This is a genomic window from Amycolatopsis heterodermiae, assembly GCF_034929455.1.
In the GTDB taxonomy this organism is placed as follows: domain Bacteria; phylum Actinomycetota; class Actinomycetes; order Mycobacteriales; family Pseudonocardiaceae; genus Amycolatopsis; species Amycolatopsis heterodermiae.
Genome location: NZ_JAYFSI010000021.1, coordinates 13,971 through 26,799, shown reverse-complemented (window position 1 = coordinate 26,799; position 12,829 = coordinate 13,971). Strand labels below are relative to the sequence as shown.

The 12,829-nt window shown below is 73.4% G+C and carries 4 protein-coding genes; all 4 read left to right on the top strand.

Features of this window, described 5'->3' with window-relative positions; genetic code table 11:
* Position 1 precedes the first annotated feature (1 nt).
* From VA596_RS47610 to VA596_RS47595, 4 genes are read left to right on the top strand one after another with little or no spacing between them, the layout of a single operon-like run.
* Complete coding sequence (locus tag VA596_RS47610) at positions 2-8,755, top strand: type I polyketide synthase (RefSeq protein ID WP_323337134.1); 8,754 nt, start codon at positions 2-4, stop codon at positions 8,753-8,755.
* Between the two features lie 3 nt (positions 8,756-8,758).
* The gene (locus VA596_RS47605; RefSeq protein ID WP_323337132.1) at positions 8,759-11,686 is read left to right on the top strand and encodes a type I polyketide synthase; all 2,928 of its coding nucleotides are present in this window, start codon (positions 8,759-8,761) and stop codon (positions 11,684-11,686) included.
* A complete protein-coding gene (locus VA596_RS47600; protein WP_323337130.1) occupies positions 11,683-12,528 on the top strand; it encodes a 3-hydroxyacyl-CoA dehydrogenase family protein in 846 nt (281 codons plus the stop codon). The genes VA596_RS47605 and VA596_RS47600 overlap by 4 nt, the downstream gene beginning before the upstream one ends.
* Before the next feature lie 43 nt (positions 12,529-12,571).
* Positions 12,572-12,823: an acyl carrier protein gene (locus VA596_RS47595; protein ID WP_323337128.1), complete on the top strand. Its 252-nt coding sequence runs from the start codon at positions 12,572-12,574 to the stop codon at positions 12,821-12,823.
* Positions 12,824-12,829: the final 6 nt, after the last annotated feature.

The following is a 12,829-nucleotide window of genomic DNA, read 5'->3' as shown; positions in this document are numbered from 1 at the left end:
CATGCCTTCGGAAGAGCAGTACGTCGACTACCTCAAGCGGATGGCGGCCGACCTGCGCGAAAGCCGCCGCGAGCTGGCGGACGCGCGGGAGAAGGAGACCGAGCCCATCGCCATCGTCGCGATGAGCTGCCGGTTCCCCGGCGGCGTCCGCACCCCGGAACAGCTGTGGGACCTGGTCGACGCCGGGGGTGACGCCATCTCGCCGTTCCCGACAGACCGTGGCTGGGAGACCGACACGATCCACAACCTCGACGCGTCGAAGCCGGGCACCAGCTACGTCCGCGAAGGCGGCTTCCTGCACGACGCCGCGGAGTTCGACAACGAGCTGTTCGGCATCTCGCCCCGCGAGGCCGAGGCGACCGACCCGCAGCAGCGGCTGCTGCTGGAGACGGCGTGGGAAGCGGTCGAACGGGCCGGTATCAACCCGGCGACGCTGCGCGGGAGCAGCACGGGCGTGTTCGCGGGGGTCGGCTTCACCGACTACGCGTCCCGGCTGACCGCGTTGCCGGAGGAGCACGAGGGTTACCTCGGCATCGGGACGTCCGGCAGCGTGGTCTCCGGCCGCGTTTCCTACGCGCTCGGCTTGGAAGGGCCGTCGGTGTCGATCGACACGGCGTGCTCGTCCTCGCTGGTCGCCGTGCATCTCGCGGCCCGCTCGCTGCGCTCGGGGGAGTGCACGCTCGCGCTGGCCGGCGGGGTCACGGTCATGGCGACGCCCGGCGCGTTCGTCGAGTTCTCCCGCCAGCGCGGCCTCGCGCCGGACGGCCGCTGCAAGCCGTTCGCGGCCGCCGCCGACGGCACGAACTGGGCCGAAGGCGCCGGAATGCTCGTGCTGGAACGGCTTTCCGACGCGCGACGGAACGGCCACCCGGTGCTGGCGCTCGTCCGCGGCAGCGCCGTCAACTCCGACGGTGCGTCCAGCGGGCTGACCGCGCCGAACGGCCCGTCGCAGCAGCGGGTGATCCGCGCGGCGCTGGCGAATGCCGGACTGTCCACTTCGGACGTCGACGTCGTGGAGGCGCACGGCACCGGCACTGCGCTCGGTGACCCGATCGAGGCGCAGGCCCTGCTGGCCACCTACGGCCGTGACCGCTCGGAACCGCTGTACCTGGGCTCGGTCAAGTCCAACATCGGTCACACCCAGGCCGCCGCGGGGATGGCCGGGATCGTCAAGCTGGTCGAGGCGATGCGCCACGGCGTCCTGCCCGCGACCCTGCACGTGGACCGGCCGTCGCCGCACGTCGACTGGTCCGCCGGTTCCGTCGAGCTGCTGGACCGGGCACGGCCGTGGCCCGCGGACCGGCCGCGCCGCGCGGGTGTGTCGTCGTTCGGCATCAGCGGCACCAACGCGCACGTCATCCTGGAACAGCCTGCCGCGGAGGTCGAAGAGGAGCGCACGGTCACCGCGCCGCCGGTGGTCCCGTACGTCCTGTCCGGCGCGTCTCCCGCGGCGGTCCGGGCGCAGGCCGCGGCCCTGCTGTCCACTGTGGACGAATCCGGCGCCGAGCCGGTCGACGTCGCCCTGTCGCTGGCCACCACCCGCGCCGCGCTGGAGCACCGCGCGGTTGTCACCGGCGCCGACCGCGCCGAGCTGGCCGCGGGCCTGCGGGCCGTCGCGGGCGGCGACGCGGGTGCGGTCACCGGCCAGGACGCCGCCGGCCGCCTGGCGTTCCTTTTCACCGGCCAGGGCGCGCAGCGGCTTGGCATGGGCCGCCGGCTCCACGAGTGCTTCCCGGCCTTCGCCGCGGCCTTCGACGAGGTCTGCGCCCACCTGCCCGGCGTCCGCGACGTCGTGTTCGGCACCGACGCCGCCCGCCTCGACCGCACCGAGTTCGCCCAGCCCGCCCTGTTCGCCTTCGAGGTCGCGCTCTACCGTCTGGTCACGTCCTGGGGCGTCACCCCGGACGCGCTGGCCGGGCACTCGATCGGCGAACTCGCGGCCGCGCACGTCGCCGGGGTCTTCTCCCTGGAGGACGCGGCGAAGCTCGTCCTGGCCCGGGGCCGGTTGATGCAGGCCCTGCCCGAGGGCGGCGCGATGCTCGCCCTCGAGGCGACCGAGGACGAGGTCCGCCCGCACCTGTCCGCCGACGTCGCGCTCGCCGCGGTCAACGGCCCCCGCGCGGTGGTCCTCTCCGGCGCCGAGGCCGCGACCCTGGCCGTCGCCGGGCGGTTCCCCGGCCGCCGGAGCACCAGCCTGGCCGTGTCCCACGCCTTCCACTCGGCCCTGATGGAGCCGATGCTCGCCGAGTTCACGGCCGTCGCGAAGACCCTGACCTACCGCGAGCCGACGATCCCCGTCGTCTCGACGTTGACCGGTGAGGCCGCCGACCGGCTCACCGACCCGGCGTACTGGGCCGAGCACGTCCGCGGCACCGTCCGGTTCGCCGACGCGGTCGAGACCCTGCACGGCCAGGGCGTCACGACGTTCCTCGAACTCGGCCCGGACGCGGCGCTCACCCCGATGGGCCGCTCGGTGCTCCCGGACGAGGTGTTCGCTGCCGCCCAGCGCAAGGACCGCGACCAGGCCGCGACGCTCGTCGGCGCCCTCGGCCTGCTGCACGCCCACGGCGCTCGCGTCGGCTGGGCCGCCTACCTCGACGGCAGCGGCGCCCGGACCGTCCCGCTGCCGACGTACCCGTTCCAGCGCAAGCGCTTCTGGCTGGAGGACCCCGGTGATGCCGTGGTGGCGGCCGAGGACGGCCGGTTCTGGTCGGTCGTCGAGGCCGGGGACGTCGGCGAGTTCGCCGCCGAGCTGAAGCTGTCCGATGTGGACGCGCCGCTCGGCACGGTCCTGCCCGCCCTCACCCGCTACCGCCGCGCCCGGTCCATCGCCGCCGAGGCCGACGCCCTGGCCTACCACGTCCGCTGGCAGCCGTTCACGCCCGCGACGACCGCGGCCACCGGCCGCTGGCTGCTCGTCACGTCCACTCAGGACACCTGGGTCGACCCGGCGCGGGAAGCCCTGTCCGGTGCCGACGTCCAGCGTTTGGTCGTCGAGCGTCCCGACCAGGTGTCCCTGCCCGACGAGTCGTTCGACGGGATCCTGTCCCTGCTCGCCCTCGACGAGACCGAAACCGACGGCCTGTCCTTCGGCGCCGAAGCCACGATGACCCTGGTGCAAGCGCTTGCGGCCCGTGACCCGCAGGGTCCACTGTGGACGCTCACCCGCGGCGCCGTCTCGACCGGACCGCACGACGCGCCGGACGCGCCCGCTCAGTCCCAGCTGTGGGGCTTCGGCCGCGCGGCGGCCCTGGAGAACCCCCAGGCGTGGGGCGGTCTGGTGGACGTCCCGGCCGAGCCGGGGGAGCGGGCCGTTTCCCTGCTGCGCGGGGTGCTCACCGGCCCGCGCGGGGAAGACCAGGTCGCGATCCGCGCGACCGGCGCCTTCGGCCGACGGCTGGCCCACGCCGAACCCGTCGAGCCGAAGCGCTCGTGGCAGCCGCGCGGCACCGTGCTCGTCACCGGTGGCACCGGTGGTTTGGGCTCGATCGTCACCTGCTGGCTGGTCGAACACGGTGCCGAGCACGTCGTCCTGGTGTCCCGCCAGGGCGCGGACGCCCCCGGCGCCGCCGAACTGGCCGGCGACCGCGTGACCATCGCCGCCTGCGACGTCGCCGACCGCGACGCCCTCGCCGCGGTCGTCGAGCCGATCCGCGGTGACCTGCGCGCGGTCTTCCACCTCGCGGGTGTCCTCGAACTCGGCCTGGTCGAGACGATGGACCGCACGCGCTACGCCGACGTCCTGCGCCCGAAGGTGGCCGGCACTCACAACCTGGAAGAGCTGACCGAGGGCCTCGACCTCGACGCCTTCGTGCTGTTCTCCTCGATCGCCGCGTCCATCGGCAACGCCGTCCAGAGCGCGTACGGCGCCGCGAACGCCCACCTCGAAGCCGTCGCCCAGCGGCGGCGGGCCCGGGGACTGCCCGCGACGTCGGTCGCGTGGGGCCGCTGGGGTCGGGTCGGCATGGGCGTCGGCGAGGACCTCGACGAGCTGCTCAGCGGCCTCGGCGTCCCGGCCATGGAGCCGGAGACCGGCCTCGTCGCGCTGCAGCACGCGCTGGACCGCGACGAGACCGCGCTGACCGTCGCCGAGCTGACCTGGGAGAGGTTCGCGCCGCCGTTCGCCGCGCTGCGGCCGAGCCCGCTGCTGGCCGACCTGCCCGAGGTCGTCGCCATCGCCGAAGCCGAAGCGGCCCAGGCCGCCGAAGGCGCGGAAGCCGCCGACGCGTGGCGCACCCGGCTCGCCGGGCTGCCGGAGGCCGAACGCGAGCGCGTGATCACCGAGCTGGTGCTGACCCACACCGCGGCCGTGCTCGGGCACACCGACGGCGTCCCGGCCGGGCAGCAGTTCACCAAGCTGGGCATCGACTCCCTGACCGCGATCGAGCTGCGCGGCCGGATCAACACCGAGACCGGCCTGGCTCTGCCGCCGACCATGGTGTTCGACCACGCGACCCCGGCCGCCCTCGCCGCGCACCTGCTGGCTTCGCTCACCACCGCGCCGGAGTCCCGGCAGGTGACCGCCGGTGGGCCGGCCGCGGCGGGCCAGGACGTCGCCGTCGTCGGCCTGTCCTGCCGGTTCGCCGGGGGCAGCGACACTCCCGAGAAGTTCTGGACCAACCTCGTCGAGGGCCGCGACCTGGTGCGCGAGGTGCCCGCGGACCGCTGGAACGCCGCCGACTACTACGACCCCGACCGCACCGCGCCGGGCAAGGCGTACACGCAGCAGGGCGCGTTCGTCGACGACATCGCCGGCTGGGACGCGGCGTTCTTCGGCCTCTCGCCGCAGGAGGCGCGGCGGCTCGACCCGACGTTCCGGCTGCTCATGGAGCTGGTCTGGGAGGGCATCGAGGACGCCGGCCTGACCGCGGACGAGCTGCGCGGCAGCCGCACCGGCGTGTTCGCCGGGCTGATCGACACCATGCAGTACTCGATGCGGCAGCTCGAGGCCGACGGCATGGACGCGGCCGACGACCCGTACTTCGGCCTGGGCAGCTCGCTGTCCGCCGCCGCGGGCCGGATCGCGCACCTGCTCGACCTGCGCGGGCCGTGCCTGACCGTGGACACCGCCTGCTCGTCGGCGCTGAGCGCGGCGCACCTGGCCGTGCAGAGCCTGCGCCGCGGTGAGTGCGACATCGCGATCGTGGGTGCCGCGTCGGCGATGATCAACCCGGACGTCTTCATCCAGTCCTGCAAGATGAGCATGCTCGCTGCCGACGGCCGCACCAAGACGTTCGACGAGAGCGCCGACGGCTACGTCATCGGCGAAGGCGGCGGGGTCGTCGTGCTCCGCCGCGCGGCCGAGGTCGGCCCGGCCGGCCGGGCGCGGGCCGTCATCCGCGGTACGGCGACCAACCAGGACGGCCGCAGCAACGGCCTCACCGCCCCCAACCGCGCGGCCCAGAACGCGGTCATCCGCGCGGCCCTGGCCGACGCCGGTGTCGCCCCCGACGAGATCGGCTACGTCGAGGCCCACGGCTCGGGCACCCAGCTCGGCGACGCGATCGAGTTCACCGCGCTGGGCGAGATCTTCGGCGAGCGGGCCGCGCCCGAGCCGCTGTACGTCGGCGCGGTCAAGACGAACGTCGGCCACACCCTGGCGGCGGCCGGGATGGCCGGCCTGATCAAGACGGTCCTGTCCCTGGAACACGGGACGCTGCCGGGCAACCTGCACATGAGCACCCCGAACTCGGTGGTCACGGTGGACGGCCCGGTGCGCCCGGTGCCCGCGGCCCGGCCGTTCCCGGCGAACGCGGACGGGGTCCTGCGGGCGGGGGTCAGCTCCTTCGGGTGGTCCGGCTCGAACGTCCACTTCGTCCTGGACCAGGCCGCGCCCGCACCTGCCTCTGCCCCGGGTCCGGAGTGGCAGCTGCTGACGCTGTCCGGCAACAGCGACGCCGGTCTCCGTGCGAACGCCTCGGCTCTTGCGGATCACTTGACCGCCGACGTCGACCTCGCCGACGTGGCTTTCACGACCCAGGCGGGCCGCAGCGCATTGCCGCTGCGCAAGGCGGTGCTGGTCCGCGACCAGGCCGACGCGGTTGCCGCCCTCCAAGCGGTGACGGAAGGCACGGCGGTCACCGACCGGCGACGCTTCGGCCTGCTGCTGCCGGGAACGACGGGTGCGATCCCCGGCGAGCTGTACCGCACCGAACCGGCCTTCCGCGCGGCGCTCGACGAATGCGCGGCGCTGCTGGAGGGCCGGGGTGACCTGCTGGCCGCCCTGGCCGACGAGCGATCCGCGGCAGCGGGCCGGGCCGATGTGTCCGGCGCGCCCGCCGCCGATGAGCGGGCCGTGACCTTCGCCGTCGAGTACTCCCTCACCCGGCTTCTCGCCGCCTGGGGCCTCGAGCCCGCCGTCATTCTCGGCCGGGGCACCGGCGAGTACGTCGCCGCCGTCGCGGGTGGGCTCTTCGACCTCGCCGGGGGGCTGGCACTCGCCCTCGGGGGAGTGGTTCCCCAGGCCGGTGCGCCCTCGATCCCTGTCATCTCCCCGCGGACCGGTGAGGTCCTCACCGCCGCCGAAGCCGCCGACGCGGCGCACTGGCGGATCGTCGACGACCGCTTCGAAGACGGCCTCCTCGCCCTCGCGAAGTACGCCGCCGTGCTGGTCGAAGGCGGGCTCGGTGACGCCGGTGCCGAAGCCGCCGGGCGCTACCTTCCGCAGACGCCGGTGGTCTCGCTGCAGCCGGAGCTCGGGCGGCACGCGTGGCTGGCCGCGCTCGGGCAGCTGTGGGAGCACGGCGTGCCCGTCACGTGGGCCGGCGCGGGACGCAGGTTCGTCCCGCTGCCCGCCTACCGCTTCCAGCGCACCCGCTACTGGCCCGAGGTCGCCTTCCGCGGCACCGGCTGGTCGCTCAACCAGATGACCGCCACCGACGAAGCAACCCCGGTCAAGGCGGGCCTGAGCGCCCACACCCCGACCTGGCGCCGCGACGCCACCCGCCGCACCCCCGCAACCCCGGGCGACCTGGTGCTCTTCGGCAAGCTCGACGGCTTCGCAGAGGCCGCCGAACAGGCCGGGCACCGCGTCGTCGTGGCCGACATCGATCCGTCCGATGTGGACGGTTACCGCAAGATCCTGGCCGAGCTCAAGGGGGACGGCCCGCTGCGGATCGTCCACGCGAACGGCCTCACCGCGACCGATCGCGAATCCGGCTTCTACAGCCTGATGTGGCTCGGCAAGGCGATCGGTGCCGAATGCTCCGGCCGGCGCGTCGACCTCCTTTCTCTGGGCTGCAACGGCTTCGACGTCCTCGGCGGCGACGCGCAAGACCCCTTCGCCCCGACGATCGCCGCGATGACCGACGCCATCGCCGCCGAATACCCCCTGGTCCAAGCCCAGTACGCGGACCTCGACGGCGACGTCGTGACCCAGGCGAGCCACGAACTGGACCTCCTGGCCAGCTCCACAGTGGACACCGTCGACGGCGTCGCAGTCGCGGCCTGGCGTCGCGGACGGCGCTGGCTGCGCGGCTTCGACGTCGTCGAGCTGCCCGAGGTTGACGACGCCCACGCGTGGAAGCCCGGCGGCACCTACCTGATCACCGGCGGTCTCGGTGTGCTCGGCCTGGCCCTGGCCCGGCGGCTCGCGCCCCTGGGCGTCAACCTCGCGCTGGCCGGCCGCACCGAGCTGCCGCCCGAGGACACCTGGGACGGCTGGATCCGCGACCACGGCGTCGACGACCGCACGAGCAGCGTCCTGCTGGCCGTCCGCGACCTGCGGGCCCTGGGGGCCGACGTGCTGACCGTCCGCGCCGACGTCAGCGTCCCCGGCGAGGCCGCGGCCCTGCTGGCCGAGGTCCGCGGGTACTTCGGTGACCTCGACGGCGTCGTCCACGCGGCCGGCATCGCCGGCGGTGGCCTGCTGCAGAACAAGACCCGCGAGCAGGCGGCCGCCGTGCTGGCCCCGAAGATCGACGGCACCCTGGCCCTGGCCGAGGCCCTGCGCGTCGAGCCGGTCGACCTGCTCGTCCTCTACTCCTCGACCGTGACGCTCACCGTGGGGGTCGGCGAGACCGACTACTCCGCGGCCAACGCCTTCCTCGACGGGTTCGCCGCCGCCGAAGCCGGTGAGCGCGGCCCGGCCAAGCAGGTCGTGTCGGTCGCCTGGGGACCGTGGCAGCTGGACGCCTGGACGTCGTCCGGGCTCTCCGGTTCCACCGAGGCGCAGGAGGGCTCCCGCAAGTTCCGCGAGGAGTTCGGCATCGGCGCCGAGGAGGGCACCGAGCTGCTGTCGCGGATCGTCGCCTCCGGGGAGCCGCAGGTGACGGTGCTGCCGCTGCCGCTCACCGACGTCCTGGCCGCGCTGGCCCGGATGGGCTCGGTCGACGCGCTGGTCGGCGCCGATGCCGCGCTGCCCAGCGGCGAACGCTACCCGCGGCCCGACCTGCGCACCGCGCTCGTCGCGCCGCGCACCCCGGCCGAGGAACGCGTCGCCGCCGCGTGGTGCGACTGCCTGGGCCTGGAAGAGGTCGGCGTGCACGACCCGTTCTTCGACCTCGGCGGCACGTCGCTGATCGGCCTGGTGCTGATCGGCCGCGTGGCCAAGGAGTTCGGGGTCGAGCTCGCCCCGGCCAGCCTGTTCGAGAAACCGACCATCGCCGAGTTCGTCACGCTGCTCGGCGAGCCGGACACGGCCGCGGCGTCCTCCTCGCCCGCCGCGGAACCCGCCGAAGACGTCTCCGCGCGCGGCGAGCGCCGCCGCGCCCGCGCCGCGAACCTCCGCAAGCGCCCCAGCCGGACCGGAAGGTAGACCATGACCACGGAACCACGGGACACCGGCGACGACATCGCGATCGTCGGCATGGCCGGGAACTTCCCCGGCGCGCCCGACATCGGCAAGTTCTGGGCCGACCTGTGCGCCGGCCGCGACGGCATCACCCGGATGACCCGCGACGAGCTGCTCGCCGCGGGGGTCGCCCCCGAAGTCGCCGACGACCCCGCCTTCGTCGCCGCGGCCGGCCTGCTGCCCGGCATCGACCGCTTCGACGCCGACTTCTTCGGCTACACCCGGCCGGACGCCGAACTGCTCGACCCGCAGCACCGGCTGTTCCTCGAAAACGCCTGGCACGCCTTGGAAGACGCCGGTGTCGACCCGGACCGCATCGAGGGCCTCGCCGGGGTGTTCGCGGGCGGCGCGCCCAGCACGTACCTGCTGTCGAACCTGCTGCAGAACGACATCACGGCTCTGACCGCCGGCCCGGACCAGCTGATCCTGCAGAACGAGAAGGACCTGATCGCGTCCCGGCTGTCGTACGCGCTGGACCTGACCGGGCCGTCGGTGAGCGTGCAGAGCTGCAGCTCGACCGCGCTCGCGGCCGTCGCCCAGGGCTGCTCCAGCCTGATCACCGGCGAGTCCGACCTGGTCGTCGCGGGCGCGGTGTCCGTTGTGGTGCCGCAGGAACCGGGATACCTCTACCGCGAGGGCAGCCGGTTCGCGCCCGACGGGATCAACCGCATCCTCGACGCCGGCGCCAACGGCAAAGTGCCGGGCAACGGCCTCGGCGTCGTCGTCCTGCGACGCCTGGAAGACGCCCTCGCCGACGGCGACCGCGTGTACGCCGTGATCCGCGGCTGGGCCATCCACCACGAGGGCAACCGCGCGCGCCAGGCGTTCAACCTGCCGGGCGTGCCCGGCCAGGCCGCCGTCGTCGCCGAGGCACTGGCCGCCGCCGACGTCGACCCCACCGAGATCGACCACGTCGAAGTGTCCACTTTGGGCACCCCGTTCGGCGACGTCGCCGAGATCTCCGCGCTGCAGAAGATCTTCGACGTCGACGGCGTCGAGCGCGTCACCCTCGGTTCGATCGACGCGAACCTCGGCCACATCAACCAGGCCGGCGGCATCGCCCGGTTCATCAAGGCGGCACTGGCGCTGCACCACGAGAAGCTGCCGCCCGCGGTCAACTTCGAGAAGCCCAACCCGCAGCTCGCGCACAGCGGCGGCAAGCTGGTCGTCCAGGAGACCCTGGCCGACTGGCCCCGCGGCGACCGGCCCCGGCTGGCCGGGGTCAGCGCGTACGGCTTCGGCGGCACCGACGCCCACGTCGTCATCGAGGAAGCCCCTGAGAACCGCCCGTCACGGCCCGCCGCCCGGCCGCACCAGCTGCTGGCCTGGTCCGCGCGGACGCCCGAGGCGGCCGACGCCATGACCGGGCGCCTGGCCGCGAACCGTCCCGAGTGGACGGACCTCGCCGACGTTGCCTACACCCTGCACACCGGCCGGAAGGCGTTCGAACACCGGCGCATGACCGTCGTGTCCTCAGTGGACGACGACGCCTTCGCGTCCGAGACGCGCGTGGTCGCCGAAGCGGACACGCACCTGCGGCGCACAGCGTTCCTGCTCGCCGGGGTCGGGGAGCAGTACCGCGGCATGGCCGGCGGGCTCTACGAAAGCGAGCCGGAGTTCAAGGCCGCGATCGACGAGTGCGCCGCGTTGTTCCGCGACCACCTCGGCACCGACCCGACGTCCAGCCTGCTCGGCGTCCGCGGTTCCGACGGCGGTGACCTCGCCCGCCTGCTCGGCCGTGCCACCGACTCCGAGGACGCGGGTCCGGCCGTCACGCAGCCCGCGGTCTTCACCCTCGGCTACGCGCTTGGTCGCCTGCTGCGCGCCTGGGGCGTCGAACCTTCGGTGCTCGCCGGATACAGCGTCGGCGAGTTCGCCGCCGCCACCCTCGCGGGCGCCCTGACCCTCGAGGAAGCAACCGCCCTGGTCGCGACCCGCGCGAAGCTGATCGAGAAGCTGCCGCAGGGCGCGATGGCCGCGATCCCGCTCGGCGCCGACGAACTCGCCGCGAAGGTCGGTGACGTGACGGCGTTCGGCGTCGACGTCGCCGCGCTCAACGGGCCGCGGATGCTCGTCGTGTCCGGCCCCGCCGACGGTGTCGAGAAGCTCGCCGCCGCGCTCGCCGAGCACGGCGTCCCGGCCCGGCCGCTGCGCACCACGCACGCGTTCCACTCCCGCGCGCTGCGCCCGGTCGCCGCCGAGCTGACGGCGTGGGCGCGGCAGCACCTGACCCCGCGCGAACCGGACGTCCCGTACCTGTCGAACGTCACCGGCGCGCCGATCACCGCGAAGCAGCTCAAGGACCCCGGTTACTGGGCCGAGCACATGTGCCGTCCCGTCCGGTTCGCCGCGATGATCGAGCACTTGGCCAGCGATTCGCCGGATACCGTGCTGCTGGAGCTGGGAGCCGGGCAGTCGCTCGGCTCGATGTTCCGCGGTCACCCCGGCTTCCCGCAGGCGTCGTGGCCGCTGCTGGTGCCGACCCTGCCCGGGGAGGCCGACCCGCGACCGGACACGGAGGTGCTCACCGAAGCGCTCGGCCGGGCGTGGCTGTCCGGGGTGGCGATCGACTGGCGTGCCTACCACGCCGGCCGTGACCCGCGGAAGACGACGTTGCCGGGCTACCCGTTCCAGCGTCAGCGGTACTGGATCGAGCCGACGGAAGCGCGCTCGGACGTCGCGCTGGGTGCCCGGGACGCCGGGAAGCCGGTCTACCTGGTCGAGGGCGACCTGGACGTCACGGCGCGGGACCTGGCCACCCGGCTGGGGGCCGAACTGGGCGCGACCGTCGTGTTCGGATCCGACGCCGCGGCCGTGCGGGCCGAACACGGGCGTCTCGACGGCGTGCTGGACCTGACCACGAGTGAAGCCTCGAAAGCCAAGGAGAATCGATGAGCATCGTCGGAGTCGTCGGCGCCGGTGTGATGGGCACCGGGGTCGCGCAGAACCTCGCCACCAGCGGGCACGAAGCCGTGCTCGTCGACGTCGACCCGGGCAAGCTGGCCGACGCCCGCGACCGGATCGAGCTCGAGTGCCGGATGAGCCGGATGCTCGGCGGGCCGGAGATCGACGCGGCCGCCGTGCTCGCCCGGATCACCACCGGCACCGAGCTGGAGCTGCTGGCCGAGACCGAGGTCGTGATCGAGAACATCACCGAGAACTGGGACCTGAAGTCCCGCCTGTACCCGAAGCTCGACGAGGCGTGCAAGGCCGACACCGTGTTCGTCGTCAACACCTCGGCCATCCCGATCACCAAGGTCGCCGCGCTCACCTCGCGCCCGGACAAGGTGATGGGCGTGCACTTCATGAACCCGGTGCCGATGAAGCCGGCGTGCGAGTTCATCCCCGGCTACCACACCAGCGAGTCCACGAAGGACATCGTGCGGACGCTGCTGGAGTCGATGGGCAAGAAGCCGATCCCGGTCAACGACGCCTCCGGGTTCGTCTCCAACCGCGTGCTCATGCTGACCGTCAACGAGGCCGCTTTCCTGGTGCACGAGGGCGTCGCGGACGCGGCCACCGTCGACGAGGTGTTCCGCAGCTGCTTCGGCCACCCGATGGGCCCGCTGGAGACCGCGGACCTGATCGGCGTCGACACGATCCTCTACAGCGTCGAGGTGCTCTACGACGAGTACAACGACAGCAAGTACCGCCCCTGCCCGCTGCTCAAGCAGATGACGTCGGCCGGGTTGCACGGCCGCAAGAGCGGCAAGGGCTTCTACAGCTACAGCGGCTGAGCGCCGCAGCCGACCCCCTACGCACACGAGAGAGGCAGCCACCATGTCGCAGGACGTCCGCGGCGAGATCCGCACCTTCATCGGGGCGAAGTTCCCCGGCCTGTCGTTCACCGACGAGCAGGACATCTTCGCCCTCGGGTTCGTGAACTCCCTCTTCGCGATGGAGCTGGTCATGTTCATCGAGAAGGCGTTCGCCACGCGCATCCCCAACGAGGAGCTGAAGCTGGACAACTTCCGCACCGTCACGCGGATGACCGAGCTGGTGCAGCGGCGCACGGCCGCCGCCGCCCACTGAGCGGAG

Excerpts from the sequence above, each read along its gene's own strand:
- VA596_RS47610 (WP_323337134.1), top strand. The coding sequence starts at position 2 with ATGCCTTCGGAAGAGCAGTACGTCGACTACCTCAAGCGGATGGCGGCC.
- VA596_RS47605 (WP_323337132.1), top strand. The coding sequence starts at position 8,759 with ATGACCACGGAACCACGGGACACCGGCGACGACATCGCGATCGTCGGC.
- VA596_RS47600 (WP_323337130.1), top strand. The coding sequence starts at position 11,683 with ATGAGCATCGTCGGAGTCGTCGGCGCCGGTGTGATGGGCACCGGGGTC.
- VA596_RS47595 (WP_323337128.1), top strand. The coding sequence starts at position 12,572 with ATGTCGCAGGACGTCCGCGGCGAGATCCGCACCTTCATCGGGGCGAAG.